The sequence below is a fragment of the Undibacterium sp. CCC3.4 genome (assembly GCF_034347425.1).
Taxonomy (GTDB): Bacteria; Pseudomonadota; Gammaproteobacteria; order Burkholderiales; family Burkholderiaceae_D; genus Undibacterium.
Map to the genome: position 1 here is coordinate 211,891 of NZ_CP133779.1, position 22,487 is coordinate 234,377.

The 22,487-nt window shown below is 54.7% G+C and carries 21 protein-coding genes and 1 tRNA gene; 9 read left to right on the forward strand and 13 right to left on the reverse strand.

All coding sequences use genetic code 11. The features are described from left to right. Positions 1–11: 11 nt before the first annotated feature. Positions 12–1,220, reverse strand: a complete 1,209-nt coding sequence (locus RHM61_RS01035) for a RimK family alpha-L-glutamate ligase (protein WP_322249285.1) — start codon at positions 1,218–1,220, stop codon at positions 12–14. Between the two features lie 132 nt (positions 1,221–1,352). Between RHM61_RS01035 and RHM61_RS01040 the strand changes: the two genes are divergently transcribed. Continuing rightward, positions 1,353–2,627, forward strand: a complete 1,275-nt coding sequence (locus RHM61_RS01040) for an MFS transporter (RefSeq protein WP_322249286.1) — start codon at positions 1,353–1,355, stop codon at positions 2,625–2,627. Between the two features lie 44 nt (positions 2,628–2,671). Here the strand turns inward: RHM61_RS01040 and RHM61_RS01045 are convergent, their stop codons facing one another. The 4 genes from RHM61_RS01045 to RHM61_RS01060 form a co-directional block, all read right to left on the reverse strand. Further along, positions 2,672–2,953: a helix-turn-helix domain-containing protein gene (locus RHM61_RS01045; protein WP_322249287.1), complete on the reverse strand. Its 282-nt coding sequence runs from the start codon at positions 2,951–2,953 to the stop codon at positions 2,672–2,674. Beyond that, positions 2,950–3,240 (reverse strand): type II toxin-antitoxin system RelE/ParE family toxin, encoded by a 291-nt coding sequence (locus RHM61_RS01050; protein ID WP_322249288.1) that lies wholly within the window; start codon positions 3,238–3,240, stop codon positions 2,950–2,952. Before RHM61_RS01050 ends, RHM61_RS01045 begins: the two co-directional genes overlap by 4 nt. Before the next feature lie 16 nt (positions 3,241–3,256). Continuing rightward, positions 3,257–3,676, reverse strand: coding sequence for a nucleotide pyrophosphohydrolase (locus RHM61_RS01055; RefSeq protein WP_322249289.1), 420 nt, complete (start codon positions 3,674–3,676; stop codon positions 3,257–3,259). Between the two features lie 155 nt (positions 3,677–3,831). Continuing rightward, positions 3,832–3,957, reverse strand: a complete 126-nt coding sequence (locus tag RHM61_RS01060; RefSeq protein WP_322249290.1) for a hypothetical protein — start codon at positions 3,955–3,957, stop codon at positions 3,832–3,834. A gap of 106 nt (positions 3,958–4,063) precedes the next feature. On the opposite strand from RHM61_RS01060, the gene RHM61_RS01065 reads away from it, so the two are divergent. Further along, complete coding sequence (locus RHM61_RS01065; RefSeq protein ID WP_322249291.1) at positions 4,064–5,149, forward strand: phasin family protein; 1,086 nt, start codon at positions 4,064–4,066, stop codon at positions 5,147–5,149. A gap of 173 nt (positions 5,150–5,322) precedes the next feature. Here the strand turns inward: RHM61_RS01065 and RHM61_RS01070 are convergent, their stop codons facing one another. After that, a complete protein-coding gene (locus tag RHM61_RS01070; protein WP_322249292.1) occupies positions 5,323–5,640 on the reverse strand; it encodes a hypothetical protein in 318 nt (105 codons plus the stop codon). A gap of 152 nt (positions 5,641–5,792) precedes the next feature. On the opposite strand from RHM61_RS01070, the gene RHM61_RS01075 reads away from it, so the two are divergent. Continuing rightward, positions 5,793–6,506 carry a DUF6969 family protein gene (locus tag RHM61_RS01075; RefSeq protein ID WP_322249293.1) on the forward strand — a complete coding sequence of 238 codons (714 nt, stop codon included), beginning with the start codon at positions 5,793–5,795 and terminating at the stop codon, positions 6,504–6,506. A 61-nt stretch (positions 6,507–6,567) separates the two neighbouring features. Further along, entirely contained in the window at positions 6,568–7,047 is a 480-nt protein-coding gene (locus RHM61_RS01080) for a YHS domain-containing (seleno)protein (RefSeq protein WP_322249294.1), read from the forward strand. 46 nt (positions 7,048–7,093) lie between these two features. Here the strand turns inward: RHM61_RS01080 and RHM61_RS01085 are convergent, their stop codons facing one another. Further along, positions 7,094–7,909: a hypothetical protein gene (locus RHM61_RS01085; RefSeq protein WP_322249295.1), complete on the reverse strand. Its 816-nt coding sequence runs from the start codon at positions 7,907–7,909 to the stop codon at positions 7,094–7,096. 340 nt (positions 7,910–8,249) lie between these two features. Between RHM61_RS01085 and RHM61_RS01090 the strand changes: the two genes are divergently transcribed. Together RHM61_RS01090 and RHM61_RS01095 are read left to right on the forward strand one after the other, a co-directional pair. Then, positions 8,250–9,071 (forward strand): alpha/beta hydrolase, encoded by an 822-nt coding sequence (locus RHM61_RS01090; protein ID WP_322249296.1) that lies wholly within the window; start codon positions 8,250–8,252, stop codon positions 9,069–9,071. A gap of 16 nt (positions 9,072–9,087) precedes the next feature. After that, positions 9,088–10,734: a bifunctional diguanylate cyclase/phosphodiesterase gene (locus RHM61_RS01095; RefSeq protein ID WP_322249297.1), complete on the forward strand. Its 1,647-nt coding sequence runs from the start codon at positions 9,088–9,090 to the stop codon at positions 10,732–10,734. A 170-nt stretch (positions 10,735–10,904) separates the two neighbouring features. Here the strand turns inward: RHM61_RS01095 and RHM61_RS01100 are convergent. Then, positions 10,905–10,979 (reverse strand) — tRNA-Arg (locus RHM61_RS01100). 169 nt (positions 10,980–11,148) lie between these two features. Between RHM61_RS01100 and RHM61_RS01105 the strand changes: the two genes are divergently transcribed. Then, entirely contained in the window at positions 11,149–13,053 is a 1,905-nt protein-coding gene (locus RHM61_RS01105; RefSeq protein ID WP_322249298.1) for an ATP-binding cassette domain-containing protein, read from the forward strand. A gap of 57 nt (positions 13,054–13,110) precedes the next feature. Here the strand turns inward: RHM61_RS01105 and murB are convergent, their stop codons facing one another. Then, on the reverse strand, positions 13,111–14,136 hold the full coding sequence (gene murB, locus RHM61_RS01110) for a UDP-N-acetylmuramate dehydrogenase (protein ID WP_322249299.1): 1,026 nt from the start codon (positions 14,134–14,136) through the stop codon (positions 13,111–13,113). Between the two features lie 85 nt (positions 14,137–14,221). Between murB and RHM61_RS01115 the strand changes: the two genes are divergently transcribed. Together RHM61_RS01115 and RHM61_RS01120 are read left to right on the forward strand one after the other, a co-directional pair. After that, positions 14,222–14,713, forward strand: a complete 492-nt coding sequence (locus RHM61_RS01115; protein WP_322249300.1) for a YajQ family cyclic di-GMP-binding protein — start codon at positions 14,222–14,224, stop codon at positions 14,711–14,713. An 18-nt stretch (positions 14,714–14,731) separates the two neighbouring features. Continuing rightward, entirely contained in the window at positions 14,732–15,397 is a 666-nt protein-coding gene (locus RHM61_RS01120; protein ID WP_322249301.1) for a retropepsin-like aspartic protease family protein, read from the forward strand. Between the two features lie 18 nt (positions 15,398–15,415). Here the strand turns inward: RHM61_RS01120 and RHM61_RS01125 are convergent, their stop codons facing one another. The 4 genes from RHM61_RS01125 to RHM61_RS01140 all read right to left on the reverse strand — a co-directional run bounded on the left by RHM61_RS01125 (position 15,416) and on the right by RHM61_RS01140 (position 22,391). Beyond that, complete coding sequence (locus tag RHM61_RS01125; protein WP_322249302.1) at positions 15,416–15,676, reverse strand: hypothetical protein; 261 nt, start codon at positions 15,674–15,676, stop codon at positions 15,416–15,418. Between the two features lie 637 nt (positions 15,677–16,313). Continuing rightward, entirely contained in the window at positions 16,314–17,378 is a 1,065-nt protein-coding gene (aroG, locus tag RHM61_RS01130) for a 3-deoxy-7-phosphoheptulonate synthase AroG (protein WP_322249303.1), read from the reverse strand. A gap of 325 nt (positions 17,379–17,703) precedes the next feature. Further along, a complete protein-coding gene (locus tag RHM61_RS01135) occupies positions 17,704–18,129 on the reverse strand; it encodes a tetratricopeptide repeat protein (RefSeq protein WP_322249304.1) in 426 nt (141 codons plus the stop codon). A 2-nt stretch (positions 18,130–18,131) separates the two neighbouring features. Then, a complete protein-coding gene (locus RHM61_RS01140) occupies positions 18,132–22,391 on the reverse strand; it encodes a cellulose synthase subunit BcsC-related outer membrane protein (protein WP_322249305.1) in 4,260 nt (1,419 codons plus the stop codon). Positions 22,392–22,487: the final 96 nt, after the last annotated feature.

Consider the following 22,487-nt stretch of genomic DNA (forward strand, 5'->3'; position numbering starts at 1 on the left):
ATGCAGCGCGCTCACAAACCGCTGCGCCTCAGCAGCATGCGCCGAAATGCCGCGAAGGCCTTGGCCATGATCGCGGCTTTGTAGGGGAACACCGCCGGCGCATCACAGTCGTGTATCCAAGCGCCATTATCGACCTCAAACACCAGCAATGCCCCGCTCTGCGTCTCGCCACAATCGAGTATCAAGTAATCGAGGCCTATGCGCTCAGCAATACTGCGCAGTGCCTGACTATGACGTTGGCCAAAATCGTCGTCAAAGCGTTCCATCACTTGCTGCTCTTCGGCGCGGCCAGCCGGATTGTGCGCCATGTCGGCCGATTGATAGTGCAGCAACCAGTACTCACCAATCGCCAGATGACACAGGTACGGCACCCCCTCGATAAGGGCGATGCGGTATTTGCGAAAGCAGCCGTCGGCACTGCGGTAATCGACATACTCGGCGACATAAAACTGTGCGCAGGCATGGTACTCGAGCAGATACGCCTGCCAAGCCGGCAGATCATCGATTTTGCGTAAGCCGAGACCGGCATGGGTGTCGAGCGGGCGCACGGTCAGCGGAAAACGCGCCGGCGCGGGCGCGTTGCGCTGCCAGCGCACGGTAGCTGGCATGTGTAAACCGCTGATATCCTGCAGCAAAGCGGCGGCACGGTCACGCGCGCAGCGGCGCACTGCGGCCGGATGATTCAAGCATGGCCGTGGCCACGCCTGCAGCATTTGCTCTATACGATCGAGCAAACGATTATTTTTTTCTGATTCACCCAAAGCGACGATACAAATATCATGTTCGGGCAACGGTGACGGCAATTCTTCGGTGGCGCTGACAAATACCAAGTCGACGCGGATATCACTATCCTGCACCAGAAAATCGACCGGCAGGTTGTCGAGATTATCGCCCGGTCCCATCCATACCAATAAACGAACTGCTAGCTTGGCCGGATCGGCGATGCGAAACAGTTGCCGATAGCTGAGCGCTTTGGCTTGCATTTCCAGAGCATGCGACATCTGCCCCAGCACCGAGAGCAAATAAAACCACCGCATATACAAGTTACCGGGATCCGTCTCGTCAGTGACGGCTTCAATTTCCTGCAATAGCTGCGGCATCGTCAATCGGTTCAAGGCCGCCGCCGGCGCAATCGCGGCCAAGGCCAGCGAAGTCAGCGAAGGCACCCATGCCGCTGAGGCTGCTGATGGCATCGATGCCGGCTGGTTTTGTTCTTGCATCGCGCTTGACTCCTGTTGGTGGCGGCGGGAACGGCCATGGCATGGCGTTCGCCAAACCCGCATTCATTGTACAATCGGCTGCTTCGCTCCGCCTTGTCATTCCAAGGCCACGCGCCTGCTTATGTTTCTATCATGTCGCAAAAAAAATTCAATCCGGTCTTCAATTCCTATCTGATTTACATCGGCGTGGCCATCGCCTCTGCCGGCGTGGCGCTGTACACCCCACTGATCGTGTCAGAAACCGGGAAACATTTTTCCGGCTTTTGGGCGGCCTCGATTCTATTCGGCCTCAACCTCGGACGGGTACTCGGTGCCTTGGTGGGCAGCCGTTTCCCTAAGCTCGCCAACCATCCGCTGATCGTCTCCGGCAATATTCTGCTAGAAGGTGTGGCGCTGTATTGCATGGCATTTCTCGGCCAAGCATGGGCCTTGGCCTTGTTCGCCTTACTGGCCGGCTTAGGCTCGGGTTTGTCATTTCCGGGTTTGAAAAATTATCTGCTCAAACTGCGCGAACTCGATCAATCTTCTCTGTTCAGCCGACTCGCCTTCGCTATCCGCACCGGTCTGGTGCTCGGCTACCTGACCGCCAGTTGGGTGCCACACGACAGCTTGCAATGGGTGTTTCTGATCGTGCTCATCACCTTCGTCGCTTACGGTTTATTCATGCTCGTGGCCATGCGCGCGATTACGCGCCATGAAACCGCGTACCTGTCCGTACCGGAACAGCAAACGGCTGCGCGCAGCACGCCAGCGCACGAGCACCGCCCCACAGCCGGCACCAATGCTGCCAGCACAGCCGAGCCGGCGCGCCTGCCGGCCTTGTTCTATCTGTCGAATGCGATGTTCTGGTGTTTTGCGATACAGCCGATGATCGGTTTCAGCCTGCATATTCCCAAATACACCCCCGACCTGCCGGTTTCCACCCCATTCTGGCTGGCCGCGCTGGTGATTATTTTTTTCCAGATTCCAATTTCCAAACTTGCCATTCGCACGCGTGATCATTTCCGTTTTCTGCGGATTGCCTATGTTTGTCTGTTCGTCAGCTTTGTCATCATGCTGCTGTTTAATCATTCGGCTGCGGCGGTGATCGTGTCGGCTATCTTGCTGTCGTTTGCCCAAGTATTTTACGGTCCCTCGCTCGATGTCCTGACCGCCCGTTTTGCCGATCGCGTCGGGGCCGATACCGGCCGCCTCATGTCGCAGCAGATGCTGTATCAAAGTATGGGCAATATGGTCGGCAGTCTGGCCGGCGGCATGCTCTTCGATCTGGCACAAGCACTGCGCTGGCCCAGCTTGAACTGGGGATTGCTGGCAGCCGGCAGCATGGTGATGCTGCTGTTGAGCCGAACAACGATACCCGAGTTGTATCGGCATGCCGGTCGCGGGCGCGGCCAGCATAATCACTGACATCCTCGCCGACCTGACCTGGACGAGGCTGGTCGCGCATCTGGTCAGGCTGCTTCGCGCACCCGCATTTCGATGTGCAGCCCGGCAGCCGTCGCCATGTTCACCAGTGCATCGAGGCCGAACAAGTTGATCTTGCCGCGCATCAGGTCAGAGACACGTGGCTGGGTCACGCCAAAGAGCTTAGCCGCTTGCGCTTGGCTCATCTCGGTGCGAGTAAGGTGGTTCTTGAGCGCCGTCAGCAGGACGGAGCGCAGTTTCATATTTTCCGCTTCTTCCGGGGTGTCCTCGATAGCATCCCAGATGCTGGCAAATCGTTGCTTGCTCATTGGCCTAGCTCCTTCAATAAGTCACGGTAACGCTTGGCAGCCAAGTCCAGATCAAGCTTACTGGTCTTCTCTGTCTTCTTCTTAAAACAGTGAAGCACGTAGACGGCATCAGCGAACTTGGCAACGTAGATGACCCGAAACGCCCCGGCAGCATCCCGAATCCGAATCTCCTTCACGCCTTTGCCCACGGTATTCATGGGCTTCCAGTCGTCCGGTTCCTGTCCGTTCTGTACTTGGTCGAGCTGATCAGGAAGCAACGGAACAGCCAACCGGGGTGGTAAGCCCAAACCGGCTTAGCGTGCTTTAAAGTCCGTTTTCTGAGACGACCCCATTCAGGTCAGTCTGCCGGTCAGTCTGATAGGCGGTATATTTGCGCGCATCGCCACGCACTTTGTCGACTGGATATTTACGTGCATTGGCGGTGATTTTTTCATCGATGGCCGCGATCAGATCGACATCGAGTCGGTCTGCCAGCATCACCAAATACGACAAGACATCGGCCATTTCTTCGCGCACCGCCTGGTATTGTTCGGCCCCTAATTCCGGCTTCTCGCCGGTTTGCAGCCATTGAAACGGTTCGAGCAATTCAGCCGCTTCGACGCTTAATGCACTGGCCAGATTTTTCGGTGTGTGAAACGCTTGCCACTCTCGTTGTTGGGCGAACTCGCGCAAGCGCAGGCGCACGCAGTCCAAACTGTCGGGGGAATTGGTAGGTTGATTCACAGGGCTCCTCGATTGGGTGGATTTGAAAATGTTGCGCCGCAACAACGAGCACAGTAACAACACCGACTGACCCGTTGATTCATGCCGCACAAAAAATTTTATTTTACTGCAAACGCAGGAAGGCAGCCATAAATCATGGTGGAATTGCGCCCTGCCTATGCCGGGCAATCAACATCAATGCTGCGGCGCAAAATAATTCCGTAGCGGTCGGCGCGATACAAGGGTAAAATCGACAACAGGCTATCGGGCGAGAAATGTTTGCGTAACGCATCGATGGCCAAGAAGCTACGCTCAATCTAGCACCGGTGCAAATCGGTGCGACCTTACAGCGATAATGCCAACCCGGACTTCATTGCGCCACCATGCAGCCCAACCCCAGGAGATGTTATGCCCTTGATTTCGCCGCACCTTCCAGCCATCACCCACGAACAAATCGAAAAACAACTGACTGCCATTGCCGCGCTGTCGAGTACCACACTGGGAGGATGGGAAAAAATTATTGCCCTTAACTTCAACTTGGCACGGCTGGCCTTTGAGCGCGCCACAGCACGCTCGGCGCTGTTGTGGTCGGCCAGCGATGCGCAGACTTTGCTGAGCAGCGCAGAACATCAACCACCACTCGATAGCTTACTGGCCTACGGACGCGAATTGGCCGAGATTGCCGGTGCCACGCGCGAGCAACTGTTGCAAGCTTTGGCAGCAGACAACACGGCCGTCAGCTCCGCTCCCTTAGCGCGCCAGCCGATACCGGCCGCGCATGAAGCCGTGGCAGTGGCAGCCGTCGTAGCGGCCGCGCCAGTGCAGAACCCAGTCCCACAGCAAACGCAATTGACGCTGCTGCGCGAAGTGCCTGAAGCCCCCGCTGCGGCCAAAGCAACTAAGGCAAAAGCAGCGGCGACGCCAGCCGTAATTGTCGCCAAGCCGACTGCCGCCAGCACAGCGCCGGTGGCGCCGAAAAAACCGCTGAAAGCACCGGCACGCAAAGCAAGTGCCAGCACAGTCAGCGCTGCCCCAGCGAAAAAACTTGCCGTGGCAAGCAAAACGAAAGATACTGCGCCCGCGCCAAAGCCTACTTCCACCTCAACTAAGGCCAGCAGCAAAACTGCCACAGCGGCCCCAGGGCTGCCAGTAGCAGCAAAAAAACCAGTGGCCGCAGCGAGCCCAGCAAGCAGCACAGCAAAGACTGCGCCACGCCGCGCCGCCACAGCGAGCAAATCAAGCCAAGAAAGTGAAAAAAAAGCAGTGAAATCAAGTACACCACCCAGCCCCACACAGCCAATTGACAGCACCAGCGCCGTCGACAGCACTGCCAGCGTCAGCGTTCCGGTCAAAAAATCGGCCGTAAAATTTCCTGAAGCCCTGACCAAGAGCTTGCAAGCCGACAAGCCTGGCTTTCCTCAAGTCGGCGGCAGACCTGCATTCAAGGCAAAAACCAGCCCGGCTACCGGCGCGAAAAAACGCGTTCGCCAATAAAACGAATTGCTGACATCACACAGCGGCAGGCTCAATATTGAGCCTGCCGCTTTTTTTTGTGTGCGATTCTCGACACAGTCCCGCATCGCAGTTCAGATATAATTTTTATGAATGCCATTAAAACTGAATATAAAATTGATATAAAACGACTTTATTTAATAAAATACTGTTTCCTAATAATTCACATTTGCTTGTAAGCTTTTGTGTAGGCAAGCCGACCAAGTAACTGTAGCATCCGAAATTGCATTACCCCTTGGTTCTTGGCCCTTAGCCTGCTTACCTTTATTGGAAAATGACATGACATCTGCATCCCTCACACGTACTCTCAAACAAGTTCTCAGCGCCTCTGTCTTGGCCGCCACAGCCATGGCTGCCGCACCGGTCGCGGCAGTCGCTGCTTGCGCTCCGAAATCTGCTTGTGCTGGTAAAAAAGGATGTTGCGCAGCAAAAACATCTTGCTGTGCAGCTAAAAAAGGCTGTTGTGCTGCCAAAAAGCCTCATGCTAAAAAACACGCCAAAAAAGCATGCTGCGCTGCGAAAACTGGCTGCTGCGCCGCCAAGAAGTAATCTTGCCCACGCCGTCGCGCGCTGATCCGCGACGGCATCATCGGCCGATGTTTAAAGCTGCCAAGAAGCAACCACGATGACTCCAGACTTACCGCGCATGCTGACATTTCAACGCGACTGGCCGGCCGCTTCCGCCGCAGAGTTGCGCTTGGCTTGGAAGGCGGCCCAAATCGTGGTGGCGAGCGTGCACACGCTGAGCTTGCAAGGGCTGCAGATCGTACAATCGGTGCTTGCCGACGCCGAATTTCTCGAATGGCAGCACTACCCCGCTGAAGATGTGCGCGACAATCGACGCGCCTCACAATATTTTTACCACGCCCATCCCGGTTTGCAACGCCCTTTTGTCGAGCACGGGCATTTCCATTTATTTGTACATGCCCAAAGCTTGGGCTTACGCCGCGCTGGCCGCGCGCCCTCGCCAGCCCATTTACTCGCCGTTTCCATGGATGCCCGCGGCATGCCGACGGGGCTATTTACGGTCAACCGCTGGGTCACCAAAGGGGCTTGGCTGAGCCGTCAAGAATGCGCCCTGGGCTTGCAACATTTCCAGATCGGTGCGCGCCACGGCCAGCGTCCGGTCAATCAATTTCTCACCGCCTTGTTGCGCCTGTATGCGCCGCAAATTGAACACTTGCTCATCGCCCGCGACGAAGTGCTGGCCGAACTCGCGCACGGTCGCAGTAATCGTCAGGTGTTTGCCGATAGCCGCTACGAAGTGTTGTCGTATTTGCCGATCGATTTGAGTACCGATATCGAACAATTGGAACGCGCTGCTGGAAATATTTTGTAAGTCAATCTTGGTTCTCGGCGACTCATTGCCATCATCTGTATTTTTCATAAGGAGCATTACCATGGCTACTCGCCGTACTACGTTTTCCCTGCGTTTGCTGTTGAGCACCCTGCTGCTGGCTCTGACCAGCAGTGTTTTTGCGGCCGCGATCGCGCCGATTTTTTCTACCCAGGCTGGGGCAATCCGCGGCTATGATCCGGTTGCCTATTTTACCGAGCACCGTGCCGTTAAAGGTAAGACGCAATTGGTGTATCGTTGGAACGAGGCGGACTGGCATTTCAGTAAAGCAGAAAATTTGGCCGCCTTCAAAGCCGATCCGGAAAAATACGCGCCACAGTATGGTGGTTACTGCGCCTATGGCGTAGCCCAAGGGTATACGCCGGAAACGGATCCGCATGCGTACCAAGTACTCAATGGCAAGCTGTATCTGAATTTAAGTAAGGTGGTACTGAAACGCTGGCAACAGGATATTCCCGGTTACGTGAGCGAAGCCAACCAAAACTGGCCGCAATTACAAGCCGGCACCTATGTAGAGAAATAACTCAGGAAAAACTTGATGACGACGGCCCGAACACGGCCCTCCGCCATTACAGCAACGGTGGACGCATCTTGAGCGGACCGACCAAACGCGAAAAAAACAACTTGGGGATTTTTTTGTGCACGCCCATGTGAATCAGGCAGGCACGCAGATCATCATCGCCACGCAGCGTCAGCTTGAGCTTGCGGCAAATCCGTTCGCGGTATTTGTCGATGCGTTCAGGGCCACGTATATGCGCAGCCGGGCGATGCTGATTGAGAAAATCAGCGATTTGCTGGTTACTCCAATTGAGCGTTAAAAGAAAACAAATTTCGTGTTCATAATCAGTCAAGGTGACGTCACCCAATACCAGATGGCGATGCACGCCTTCGAGCTCGCAACCCATGCCAAATTCAGTAAGATAATTCGGCACCAGCGCCAAAAATTGGCTGATATTGATTTCCTGAGCGGTATAGATCAAGCCTAGTATCGATTGAGAGGCATGGTGCTTAAGCGGATATTTATCAAACAGTCGTGCCTTGAGACCATCGGCATATTCGTGCACACACAGTTTCGATACTTTTTTATAGATATTGCGACCATCGAAAAGCGCGATGTCTGACTCGACAAAGGCGGCAGCGAATTGCACCGTTCCCTCGCACGGCATTTCATCATCGAACTTGCCACCCACTTCGGCACCATGAGACAAACCGACGATTTTCGCATACGCATCGGTAGCGATCAGATGCCGTGATTCGATGTCTTTGGCACCGAAAATAAATTGCGTTCGAAATGAAAACAAAGCGATGGTTTTCTTGAATTTCTGGATGAACAAATTTTGTTCAGAAGAAAAGTTTTCCGGTGCTACCAATTGATATTCAAGCATAATCGCTGGCTCCTGTTTCGGTACTCACTGCATGTTGCCGCTGCACTTGATCGTGGCTTAGCTCGAGCGACCAGCAAAGCCCACATGGCGACGGACCATGATCTTAAATTTAAGATCATGCAAAACAAGCATCATCTTATTGAACGAAGCGAGGAATTTTACCGGAGTGAAATACGAAAATATGTAGGAAATTTCTGAAGTTAAAGCAAAAGAAGCGCAATCGAGCAGCGGACATCAAAAAATTGTTGCCTAAGTGCATATTTTATCTATGCAATATCAGGTAGACTCTGGTTATCACTAGGACAGCAACGATCACCACTACTAGGCAATGGAAACCGACATGGCATCAGACCATCACGCGCGCGACATCATCAAACGCAACCATATTCATGTGCTCGGTGACAGCGGCCCGGTACTGTTGTACGCCCATGGTTTTGGCTGCAATCAAAATATGTGGGATCGTGTGACCCCGGCCTTCCTTGGCACGCATCGCCAAGTCTTGTTCGACTATGTTGGTGCCGGTCAATCTGATATCACCGCCTTTGATGCCAAGCGCTATGCCAGTCTCGATGGCTATGCCCAAGATCTTCTCGATGTGTGCGACGCGCTAGGCTTACACAGCGGTGTCACCTTCGTCGGCCATTCCGTCAGTTGCAGCATAGGTATGCTGGCCGCGATCGCGCGGCCGGAATTATTCGAGCGCTTGGTACTGGTAGGCCCGAATCCATGCTTCATCAATCACCCGCCTGATTACTGCGGCGGCTTTGAAACGGCCGATCTGGAAGGCTTGCTCGATCTGATGGACCAAAATTACATAGGCTGGGCCAATTACTTGGCACCGGTGGTGTCGGCACAAGGTGAAGCGCATGCGATCACCACCGAATTATCCGACAGTTTTTGCTCGACCGACCCAACGGCCAACAAAGTTTTTGCCCGTACCACTTTTTTTTCTGACAACCGCGCCGATCTGCCCAAAGTCACGCGCCCTTGCCTGATCCTGCAGCACGGTCGCGACACCTTGGCACCATTAAACGTGGGGGACTATGTACACGCCCATCTGGCCGACAGCCAGCTCAAAATACTCGATATCGAGGGGCATTGCGCCCACATGAGCGCGCCATCGCTGGTCGTGGCCGCGATTCGCGACTTCATCGACCAATAGGGCTGACACACTACCTATGTCTGCTTTCGATCCGATACCCTGTCCGATTTTGGTGACTGATGAGGGCGGCAAGGTCATCTCGCTCAATCAGTGCCTGCTTGATCTGGCCGGCGGTGCCTTGGCCGATTGGGCGACGCGCCCGATGGAAGCGCTGTTTCCCATGCCGAGTCGTATTTTCTTGCAAACCCATGTATGGCCGATGCTGATGCGCGACGGCCGCATCCAAGAAATTCGTTTGCAACTGCTGGCAGCAACGGGAAACCGCATGCCGGTATACGTCAACTGCCAAAAAACCAGCCAAGCCGGCGTCGATCACTACACCTGGTTGTTCTTCATCACCTTTGAGCGCAGCCTGTACGAGCAAGAATTACTGGCAGCCCGCAAAAGAACCGATGAATTGCTGGCTCAAACCATAGAAAACGAACGCTACATACGCACCATTACCGATGGCATTCCCAACATGGTGGCATATTGGGATAATGATTTGGTTTGTCAATTCGCCAATCAGCCGTATGCGCAATGGTTTGGACTAAGCCCGCAAAACCTGTTTGGCATCTCGATGGCGACACTGCTAGGTGCGCCACTGTTCAAGCAAACTCAGCCACACATACAAGCGGCACTGGCCGGCAAAACGCAAGAATTTGAGCGCATGACCCCTGCTGCTGACGGTAGTACCGTGCACAGTTTGGCGAATTACATACCGGATCGCGATGCCAGCGGTTTGGTCAAAGGTTTTTTCTCGGTGGTGACGAATATTTCTGCGCTACGCCAGGCCGATACCGCGATCCGCCTCTCGGCCAGCGTGTTTGAAGCGACCTCGGAAGGCATCATGGTGACCGACACTCAATCGATCATCCTCTCGGTCAACCAAGCTTTTACCAGGCTGACCGGCTACCGCTCTGACGAGGTAGTCGGAAGAAATGCCAAAATCCTCAATTCCGGGCGCCACAACAGTCTGTTTTTCCATGACTTGTATGCGGAATTGAGAGCCAGCGGACAATGGAAAGGCCAAGTCTGGAGCAAACGAAAAAATGACCAGGTCTTTCTCGAAGAACTGTCGATTTCATCGATACACGATGAGGCCGGCACGATTACGCACTACGTCGGCGTGTTCGAAGATATCACCAACCGCTGGGATAAAGAACAGCAAATACAAAGGATGGCCTTCCACGACCCGCTGACGGATTTGCCGAATCGGGCCTCGTTCATGCTGTTACTGAAGCAATTAATTGCTATCGCCAGCCGCGAAACGCGCCAAATCGCTTTATTGTTTCTGGATTTGGATGGATTTAAGGCTGTCAACGACCGTTGGGGTCATGACATGGGTGACCATGTACTGAAAACCGTCGCAACGCGCCTATCTGAGCAATTGCGCGATGCCGACACGGCGGCACGCCTGGGCGGCGACGAATTCGTGGTGTTACTCAACCAAGCCGACAGCCATGAAAGCGTGAGTAAGGTTGCGGCGCGCCTGATTGCCGCCGTCAATGCGCCGATAAACAGCCATGCCGGCTCACTGCAGGTCGGTACATCGATCGGTATCGCGGTGTTTCGCAACGATGAACAAACCCCGGAACAATTACTCAAAGAAGCCGACAGTGCCATGTATTTGGCCAAGAAAGCGGGTAAAAACAGCTTTTCTTTCGGCCTGGCAAAAGCCTGAAGCGCACTCATACACCATCGTCGGAGCGAAAGGCTGGGAGTGTTGTCGTGACAATTTAATGGATCGCCGCAAACGGGCTTTTAGTCAGCATCACGTTTTCAGTGCTGAAAACGAAACTGGGTTCCCGCCAACAGCATGCGGGCATACTCGTCAGGCGCTGCTTTGCTAATTGGTCCCGCCGGCGGGAATCGAACCCACATCTTACGCTTAGGAGGCATACGTTCTATCCATTGAACTACGGCGAGACACGTGGTCTGCTCCAACGAGCGAGCAGCACAAGCGCGCCATCTTACCTGAGCTTGACGTAACAATCAATTGAGCGCTGTCGTGGCGACCCCGGTCTGGCGTACAATACGGGTTTTCTCTCATTCCGTCCGGCCGACATCGCGGACCTCACAGGTATCACAGGTATTTATGGCAGTTATCTCATTAAGCGATGCCCAATTGGCATTCGGTCACGTTGCTCTGCTCGATCACGCCGAGTTTTCTCTCGAGTCGGGCGAACGGGTCGGCCTGATCGGCCGTAACGGCACCGGCAAATCCTCTTTACTCAAGATCATCGCCAAAACCTCGAAGATCGATGACGGCTTGCTCGTCATGCAGCAAGGTATCAAGATCGCCTATGTCGAGCAAGAGCCGGTATTCGATCAAACCGTCAGCGTCTTCGATGCCGTCGCTTCCGGACTGGGTGAATTGCCAGGTCTGTTGCAAGAATATGAAAGTCTGACCGGCCAATTCGGCGGCGACAATGACGAAGCCCTGATGGATCGCATGCACGAGATTCAGCTCAAGCTCGATGCCGCCGACGCCTGGAACCTCGGGAATAAAGTCGAAACCACCCTCGACAAGCTCAATTTATCCAAAGACGCCATCATGTCAACGCTCTCAGGCGGGATGAAAAAGCGCGTCGCCTTGGCGTGTGCCTTGGTCAGTGCGCCCGATGTCTTGTTGCTCGATGAACCGACCAATCATCTCGATTTCTCATCGATACAATGGCTGGAAAGTTTGCTCAAAGATTTCAAGGGCAGCGTGCTCTTCATCACCCATGATCGCAGCTTCCTCGACAATGTCGCTACCCGCATCCTCGAACTCGATCGCGGCAAGCTGACTTCCTTCCCCGGTAATTTCACGACTTACCAAACGCGCAAAGAAGAGCAGCTCGAAGTCGAAGAAGTGGAAAACGCCAAGTTTGATAAATTCTTAGCGCAGGAAGAAATTTGGATACGCAAAGGCGTCAAGGCGCGCCGTGTGCGCGATGAAGGTCGAGTCAAGCGACTCGAACAATTGCGCGTACAACGCGGCGTGCGACGCGACCAACAAGGTCAGGTCAAGCTCGATGTCAGTTCCGGCGAACGTTCAGGGAAAATCGTCGCTGAAATGGAAAATATCAATAAGTCTTTCGGCGATAAAGTCATCGTGCGCGATTTCTCCAGCATCATCATGCGTGGCGATAAAGTCGGTTTGATCGGCCAAAATGGTGCCGGTAAAACCACGCTGCTGAAAATGATACTCGGCCAAGATCAACCCGACAGCGGCATGATGAAGCAAGGTGCACGCTTGCAGATCGCGTATTTCGACCAGATGCGCGCCCAGCTCAATGAAGAAAGCAGTCTGGCCGAAACGATCGCACCCGGCAGCGACTGGGTTGAAGTCAATGGTCAGCGCAAGCACGTGATGTCGTATCTGGGCGACTTCTTGTTCGCCCCGGAACGCGCGCGCTCGCCGGTCAAATCGCTGTCCGGTGGCGAACGCAATCGCCTGCTGTTGGCGCGTTTGTTCGCCAAACCGGCCAATGTGTTGGTACTCGATGAACCAACCAATGATCTCGATATCGACACCCTGGAATTGCTCGAAGAATTACTCGAAGAATATACCGGCACGGTATTTTTGGTCAGCCATGATCGTACCTTCCTCGATAATGTCGTCACCCAAGTGATCGTCGCTGAAGGCGATGGCCAATGGCGTGAATTCATCGGTGGCTATAGCGATTGGGAACGTTATGCCAGTTCGCAGGCGGCGAATAAAACCAGCAGCAAGAATGAAACCAAAAGCCTTGCTACGCCAGCAGTGGCCAGCGCCGCTGGCAAAAGCAAGAAGCTCAGCTACAAAGACCAGCGCGAACTCGATGAATTGCCAAAGCTGATCGCAGCACTCGAAAGCGAACAAGCGGCCATCAGCGCCAAGCTGGCCGCCCCTGATCTGTATAAAAACGGTGCCGATGCAGCCAATGCACTCAACACCCGCTTTGCCGAGCTCGATGGGCAGTTGTTACTGGCCTTGGAAAAATGGGAAGAAATGGAAGCCAAAACCAAGGCTTGATAGCCAAGCACGAAGGAACAAAAAAAGGGGAGCATCGCTCCCCTTTTTACATGAGGATCACACAAATACCGGCTCCATCTCCAAGCGCACACCAAACCGCGCGACGACATCGTCTTGCACCGCCTGTGCCAAGGCCCTTACCTCCGCACCACTGGCATGGCCGCGATTGACCAACACCAAAGCTTGCTTCTCATAAACGGCCGCGCGACCGAGGCTACGCCCTTTCCAGCCGCATTGTTCGATCAACCAGCCGGCTGCCAATTTATAGCTGCCGTCGGCTTGCGCATAGCTGACCAACTCGGGCCAACGCTGCAGCAAGGCGGCGCGCTGCGCCGCCGGCACCAAGGGGTTTTTGAAAAAGCTGCCGGCATTGCCGATAACGGCAGGGTCGGGCAACTTGGCGCGCCGAATCGCGCTGATGGCCGCGCTGATTTGCGCGGCCGTCACGTGCGGCCCCAGCGCTGCAATACTTTGCTGTAAATCGGCATACCCGAGTTGCGGCTGCCAGCGCCGCGGCAAAGCCAGCGTCACACTGACGATGGCCACGCGATCGCGCAAAGCTTGTTTGAAAATACTTTCGCGATAGGCAAATTGGCATTCGGCACGCGCCATGATGCGCCACGCACCCGTGGCGAAATCATAGACTTCAAGTTCGTGCAAGACATCTTTGAGTTCAAGCCCATAGGCACCGATGTTTTGCACCGGTGCGGCGCCGACGGTGCCGGGAATCAGCGAGAGATTTTCCAAGCCAGCCAAACCGTGTGCCAGCGTCCACTCCACCAAGCCATGCCAGCTTTCACCGGCGGCCGCTTGGACGTAGGTGAAGTCGCTGTCTTGCGCGCAAATTCGTATGCCTTGCAAGCGCATATGCAGCACCAAAGCATCGACTTGGTCGGATAAGACCAGATTACTGCCACCACCGAGCAGCAAGCGCGGCAGTGCAGCGAGACGGGCATCGTCGTGCAAGGCCACCAACTGGGCACGTTCAGAAATGGGTAAATACAGCTTGGCGCAGGCTGCAATCCCGAAGGTATTGAAGCTTTGCAGCGAAACATCGTGAGAAAGCGGGAGAAAAGTCGTCATATGCGTGAAATTATAACGCTTAGGCTTTGCAGTGGCCCGGCATTTGATAAAATGGGGAACATTGAAAGACTAAATAGGAATCCTCATGCCCTCATTCGACACCGTATCCGAAGCCAACATGGAAGAAGTCAAAAACGCTGTGACGCAATCCAATAAAGTCGTCGCCAACCGTTTTGATCTCAAAGGCACCAGTGCAAAAATTGAACTCAAGGAAAAAGAACGCGAAATCATTCTGTTCGGCGATTCCGATTTCCATCTCGATCAAATCATCATCGAAGTCACTCAAACTTTGGGCAAACGCAAAGTCGACGTGCGTTTTCTCGATATGGGCAAAGTAGAAAAAATCGGCGGCGACAAGGTCAAACAAGTCATCAAGGTGAAAAATGGTATCGAGAGCGATGATGCCAAAAAAATCGTCAAAGTGATTAAAGAAAGTAAAATCAAGGTGCAAGCAAGCATACAAGGTGACGCTGTGCGCGTAACGGGTGCCAAGCGCGATGATCTGCAAGAAGCGATGGCGATGCTGCGCAAAGAAATCAAAGATTTGCCGCTGGAATTCAATAACTTCCGCGATTAAGTCTTGGTAGCCGGCGCGATGATAGCGAGTAAACCAAGCCCACTGCGCAGCGCTGGCACGCTGCTGTGCCTGTTGATGCCAATGGCAACAACAGGCACAGCAGCGGCGAGCGAGGTCGGCTTGGTCGGTCTGTTTCCCGGCAAAGCGATTCTGGTGGTCGACGGTGCCGCACCGAAAGCCTATGCAGTCGGCAGCATGCTCAGTGCCGATACCAAATTGCTCGCGGCCGATCGCGATTCCGCCACGATCACCAGCAATGGTAAGTCTTACCAATTACAGATAGGTCAGAGCGAGCACCGCGCAACGGCCAGCGCGCGGACCAGCGTGATCTTGCAGCAAAATGAACATGGTCACTTCATCGCCGCGGCCACGGTCAATGGTGTGGCCTTGACGATGATGGTCGATACCGGTGCGAGCTTCGTCACCCTGCCGGCGGCCGATGCCAAACGTATGGGTATCAATTATCGCAGCGGCAAACGCAGCTACTCGAACACGGCCAACGGTGTGGTCGGCACGTATATGATCAAGCTTGACTCAATTAAAATCGCTGACATGGAATTGCATCAGATTGACGCTGCCGTGATTGAAACCGGCTTGACAACACCACTGCTAGGCATGTCGCTGCTGAACCGACTGGACATGCGCCGCGAAGGCGAACAAATGACGCTGACCAAACGTTTCTGAGCACGCACGCGGCGCTGCTCAAGATGCGCGTTTCCAAGTGCGCAGCGACCAGTAGCACAACAATAAAACCAAGCTGCCGTGCGCACTACCTCTACCCACCCGCGCCAGCATACTGAGCTCACTGCCGGCATGCAAACACAGGTGCCCGGCGATAAACAGAAGGAACACAATTACGCCGGCAACAGGCAGATAGCGGCTGTCACGCCACTTCGGTAGGCACACGAACAAAACCAGATTATTCAAAGCGATCAGCGCAAAGAAAAAAAGTTCACGGTACATGAACGGCTCCCGAGGAAATACATGTCAGTACCAAGCTTGCACCTGACTCGCCGCACCGCCCATCATGCCAGCAGCAGCCCCACCAACGACGCTGGCAAAGTGTCGATTTAAGTGTTTTTTGGCAATATTTTTAAAATTCCCAGCAAAGCTCTCACTGGAATTTTATCGATATTGTCATCACAGTCAAATAAAACTTGCGTAGGAATTTTCTGAAAAAATCGGCCCCGGCGTACCGCGCAGCGCAGCATGCCAAGGCCAGATACAACAACTTAATGGATCGTCGCAAGCGACGATGGAAAAGACTCTGGAAGGGGTTTGCATCCCCTCTCATCGCGTCGCTCCTTCGTCGCTCACCGGCCAAAAGAGGCTGTCGCAAAAGCCTGATGGACGCTTTTTTTACACCTGAAACACCGTATACCTCGTCATTCCCGCGTGCTTTTGGCGGGAACCTAGTGTCGTTTTTTACACTGAAAATGCCACAATTTCTGGCATTTTCAGTTAACCACGAACGCCGCTGGATTCCTGCCAAATGCGCGCAGGAACGACGTTACGGGCGGTTAGGGTAATGATGCAGACTGAAAACCCTTTTGCGACAGCCTCTGAAGGCCGGGGTTTCAAACCCTAGTCAGATTGTTGATCAAGCTGCCGCTTGCAGCAAACGGCGTTGTTTAACCGCTTGTGCCAACTCTTCCAACACCGTCACGCTGTCTTCCCAAGCGATACAGCCATCGGTCACTGACTGGCCATACACCAATTCTTTTCCAAGCACCAGGTCTTGACGGCCGGCCACCAGATGCGATTCAATCATGACCCCAACGATACGACTGTCACCGCCAGCGACTTGACGGCTGATATCGCTGCACACCGGAATTTGGTTGGCCGGGTTTTTAGAACTGTTGGCATGCGATGCATCGATCATCAAGCGCGCAGCCAAGCCGGCTGCAGCGATATCTTTGCACGCTGCATCGACGCTGGCGGCATCGTAGTTCGGCGTTTTTCCGCCGCGCAGTATGATGTGGCAATCTTCATTGCCATTGGTGGAGACAATGGCCGAATGGCCGCCCTTGGTCACCGACAAAAAGTGATGCGGCTGCGATGAAGCCTTGATGGCGTCGACCGCGATTTTGACATTGCCATCGGTACCGTTTTTAAATCCTACCGGGCAGGACAAGCCGGAAGCCAATTCACGATGGACTTGCGACTCGGTGGTGCGGGCACCGATGGCACCCCAACTGATGAGATCGGCGATGTATTGCGGACTGATGACGTCAAGATATTCTGTACCGGCCGGCAAACCGAGTTCGTTGATATTGAGCAGCAATTCGCGCGCGATACGCAAACCATCATTGATGCGGAAGCTGTTATCCATATACGGATCGTTGATCAAGCCTTTCCAGCCAACCGTGGTGCGCGGCTTCTCGAAATACACACGCATGACGATTTCGAGTTCACCGGCAAAACGGCCACGCTCAGCCGCCAGACGGCGCGCGTACTCCATGGCAGCGGCGGTATCATGAATCGAACACGGACCGATCACCACCATGAGGCGATCGTCTTGTCCATGCAAAATTCTGTGCAGCGCGGTGCGCGCATTGGCGGCTGTTTCCGAGGCTTTGTCGGAGCAGCCGAATTCGCGGATCAGATGCGACGGCGGCAACAGTTCTTTCATTTCGCGTATGCGTAAGTCATCAGTGCGTTGCATGTTTTCTCCAGTTAATTGCGGATAGTGTTCAAAAATAAATCGTCAGTCTTCATTCAAAATCGATGGCAAAAAAAAACCGCCGGTAACGGCGGTTTTTTCAGAAATTCGGTTCGGCTGTTTTTCTTTGCACGATTACCTTCTTCCGTCCGCCTGAGGCTGGGAATAGCTAAAGTAAAAAAAGAAAAAATGTGCGAACTTCATAAAATTAGGAGCTGATCTCGGTTGTCGGTATTTAATTCTGACAAAGTGGTCAAAATGATGCTCTGATATTGCATTAAAACGCGGCAATTAGCAAGGGCAGATTAGCGATTTGAGGCAATTCATTTTATTTTTTCCAGAGTGCCGGTGGTTCCGGCGGCAGATCGTTCGTGCTGTCGGGATACACATTGATGATCGGTGTGCTCTTGGCTACCATGCCAACGGAAGGAGCATGGCGCGCGATCCACTGCCGCATCTCCTGCAGATTAGCGGCGATGTCGGCGCGTTGCGGACTCACGCGCACGGCACGCTCCAGCAGTGCCAGCGCCTGTTCATACTCGCCCTGAGCCGCATAAGCCAGCGCTTGGTTGTTGAGCGCGGCCCCATCAAAGGGGTTTTGTTTGGCCGCTTCGGAAAATTTCTTGCTGGCTGCCAAGTTATCGCCTTGCGACAACAAGACCCGGCCTTCGCTTTGTAAATCAGCCGCCGCTACCGGCAAGAGTAACGCGGCGAATAAGCAAGTACAAAGGCGTATCAATGTATGGAGAGTCATACCTAGTTTCCCTGGTAATACGGTTTTGGTGCGACCGGAGGAAATGCCACCGGCCCGCGGCGCGGCTCGAAGGTGTAGCGCAGATACAGCAAGGCGGCGGCATCGGTGAAATCACCGGAGTTATCGACCGAGAGGCGGCCACCGAGCGCAAATTGTGGCGTCAGCAGGTATTCCAGCGCAGCCCCGAGTTTATATTGTAAGCCGGTATGCGAAGCAGCGGCATAGGTACTGGAAAGATTGCTGCCGGGATTAGCGGCGACAAATAGTTCCAAAGCCGTCTGATCGGCACTGACGAGCGGATAATACGGTGCGGCATCGCTGCGGAAATGCTGGATACCGATCGCAGCGCCAAGCTGGTAAGCCAGCTTGCCAGAGCGACCACTGACTTCCACCGGCAGATTGAGCGCTACATACGATTGCGGGCTGAAGTAGCCGCCATTGCCGTAAGTGAAATTCTGTAAGTTCTTTTGATAAAACATGCTGGTCAAGCCCAAGCCGGTCGTGACCAACATATCGCTGCGGCGATACGCACGCCAGTAAATGCCACCGCCCAAATCGAACACGCGGTTGCTCAGCACATTGGTGCCGCTCAGACGCGCCAAGCCGGCACCGAGATACAGCCCGCCTTCGGGGGTATCGTAAGCCGTTTCCAGACGGACACCATTCTTGCTCACCCCGCCCCAGCTCAAGCCATACAGACTGTCTTTTGCTCCGGCATAGGAGAGGTAACTGTCGGTGACTGAGCGGCGGGCCACCTCGATGCTGTAATTCCAAGACTCAATCTGATCGCTCCAGCGCAAGCCACCGACGACGGTGCGGATAGGAAAGCCTATCGGACTACTGCCGAGATCGGCCTTGAAGCCGCTGAGCTGATAACTGAGGCTCAAGGCCACGCCTTTGGCAACTTGGCTGATGCTCGCCGCGTTCGATAAACCTTGCTGAGCCGCAACGCTGGTCAGCGGTAATTTGGCAATCGTCGCTTGGCCATTGATCACCGTATTACGGCCAAACAAACCGGCCACGCCGCTATCGTTGAGGTTTAGCGTCCCGGCATCGACCAGTACCGGGATGATTTTCAAACCAAATTGACCGGCCGAGAGGGTGGAAAGCTGTACTTCGAGTGGGGTTTCAATATCCTTGAGCTGCGACAAGCCACTCTGGCCGCTGCGCGCACGCGCGGCCAAGCCCAGCGTGACCTCCGAGCGATTCAACGCTGACAGATCATCAATTTCTTTGATCAAAGCGGCTTCTTCCGGGCTCACCGAACTGCTGTAGCCTTGGCTGTAGCGGCGCGTCGCGGCGCGGCTATTGAGTGGACTGGCGACTGAAGCTGACACTGGAGCTGCAGTCGCAACTGGTGCCAAGGCTGGTAGCAAGGCCGGAGCGACGGCATTCAGGCCAGAGCGCGCTGCGCTTGGTAAGCTTGGCGTGATTGCCGGGTTTGGCACGATCAGTAGCGGCGCTACACTCTGCGGGGCCACGCTGGCGGCCGGCAACACTGGCACGCTGAGCGGAGCCGGCAGCGGCGCGACGGCCGCTAGCCGCGCGCCAGTTGGTGCCGGCGCAGCGCTTGGCAATGCAGCCGCAGGCAAGTTCGCCACCGCGTATTGCGCGGACAATTGCGGCACTTGTTTCAGCTGTGGCCCAGCGGCTGGCGGCGTGCTGCCGGCAAGCGCGAAGGGATTGAGTTTGAAATCATTGGCCACCGGCACCGTGGCGACCAAGCGCAGTCCATCCACGCCGCGGCCGGCCAGCGGACGGCGCGCTTGTTCCAGTGCCAGCGCTCGTTTGAAGTAGTCGAGTGCGCGGCCATTCTGACCACGCGCACGCGCGACATTACCAGCCAAGGCAATGAAACGCGGATTATCGGGCTGCAAGCGCAGTAATTTTTCCAGCTGTTGTTCGGCACCGTCATAATCTTTCAGCGACATGGCAGCGAACAGCAAGCCTTGCAACACTTCCGGGTTATTCGGTTCAGTCTGTAACACTTGCAAATACAGAGTTTTTGCAACATCGGCCTCACCGGCCGAGGCATAGATGCGCGCCAAGGCCAGCAAGAGCAGCGGGTCTTGTGGTTCGCTGATCAGCAAGGGCTGTAAATAGGTATAGGCAGCGGCATAATCGCCGGCCTCACGGCTGCGTTCCGCATAGCGCATGGACAAAGCTTTTTGTAATTGGCGGAATGTGCGCACCTCTGCTTCGCTCAGTTTCGGCAGCGCCGCTACCCTGCGCATGACGGCATCGAGCTCGGCTTCTTGGTTCATTTGCATCAGCGTGCTGCCGTAGGCAAGCAACAATTCGGCGCTCGGCTTCGGGCTCTCCTGTACCGCCTGTCGCATCATCGCCAAGCCGTGCTCGGCGTCGCCGAGGCGGATATACAGCGCCGCGACTGTGCCAAGATATTCAGGCTCTTTGCCAGCGGCAGCTTCGATCGCCAACAGAATTTTGTTCACTTCGGCGCTGTTGCCGCGGGCGCTCAACAATTCCAAGCGATCCAGCTGTACGTGTATCCACAAGCGCTTCTGCAAGGCCAATAATTCGCCCTTACGCGCAGCGACCGGCACGCGCTCCAGCGTCATCAAACCTTCCCACCACAATTGCTGCATTTGACTGAGCAAGGCACTGACATACAGGGCTTCGGGATCCGGTTTGGCAACATTGGTGAGGGCATCGAGCAAGGCTTGTGCCTGCGCAGGCATATTTCTCTGCAAGTAGATTTTGGCCAGAGACATACGCAACCAAGCATCTTCCGGTTTGACCAAAATCGCATCTTCAAGCGCAGCTTGGGCGCCGTTGAGATCACCGGCAGCCAACAAGCGTTTCGCCGTGGCAGAAAATTCTTCGGCTTTCAAATTAGCCAAAATGGCGAAATGGCGCGGCAACATCGATGGGCTCAGCGCTTCCAAATCTTTCAAACGCTTTTGTAATACATACACGCCGATCAAGCCATCGAGCGCACGCATATTAGTTTTGTCTTCGTTGTAGACCTGTTTGAAATTTGCTTCGGCACCGGCCATATCATTTTCAGCCTGCAAGGCGTCGGCCAATTGCAAAATCCCGGACGGCTCTTTGCCATTGAGGGCTATCGCTTTGCGCAGCAAGGCGATACCTTTAGCGCTGTCGGCATCTTCGAAGGCGCTGCGCGCCTCTTCGATGATGGCCCAGTAATTGGCGCTGTCATACGCTTGGTGCCAGTTGGCTTGGCCCTTGGCACCACCGAGACGTGTGGCTTGCAGCAAATATTTTCGCGCCGCGATGAATTCTTCTTGGCGCATTTTTACTAAGCCCATGCCGCCATGACCAACCGGATCTTTAGGATGGCGTTTGATGAGGGTTTGAAATTCTTTTTCCGCCAAAGCCAAATCATTGGCATCGAGCGCCTTAAAGCCGGCCGAGGAAATATTGACCTCCGGCGCTTTGCTACGCTCCGGCTTATTGCCGGTGCGGCGACTTTCGAGCGCCGTTTCTTTGCTCTGCCGTGCCAATGCCGCGAGTTTGTCGGCGATGGCTTGGTCGCCCGGATGACGCTCCAAGTAAGCACGGAAAAATTTACTGTTGCCCGCTTCCAAACCCATCCAGCTCAACGCCTGACGCCAGGCGGCAGTGGCAGCCGTGGCCACTTCAGGCTTGCTGCTTAAACTTTCCAACAAACCAAGGCTGCTGACTCGGCTGACTTGGCGATAACTGAGTACTTGGGCATAGGCCAGCGCATAGCGCAGGTTGGCCGGGGTGTCTTTACTGAGTTTTTCCAAGCCGCGCTGGGCTTCGTCATAGCCACTCTTGGTACCAGCCAGTACTTGATAATATTCGAGCGCCGCATCGCCCTTGAGGCGACTCGGATCGCCGAGCAAACGGAAACTGTCGGCTGCCGCCTCGCTGTCGCCTTGGCGCGCCAAGCGTCGCGCATCATCGAGCTGACGGCCGGCGCTGACCGGTCCGCGCCGCAGCGCCTCTTCCACCAAGCGCTGTTGAGAGGCACTGGCATTGAGACTGCGTAATTTGGCCAGGCAGATTTTGGCTTGCTCGGGATTGCCGCTGCGCGCAGCTTGCATACCGACGGCAACCAATGCCTGAAGATTGTCGGGATCGACCTTGAGCAACTTGGCCCAGGCATCGGCGGCATGGTCATCGCGTCCGCGCTGCTCCCAAAATTGTGCTTGTTCCAGCAATTGCTGTTGCAGGGTTGAGGTGGCGAAGGCGCTTGTGCCTTCCATCGATATTGCCAAAAACGCCAGCGCTATCGCTTTTCGTTTGAAAACCATGCATTTCACCCTGTTGATTAAGCAAATACTGCGATGAGCAGGCGCAGCAGCGCGGCGCTCTATTGCTTCAATTCTACTACGCGACCGCCTCGCGAC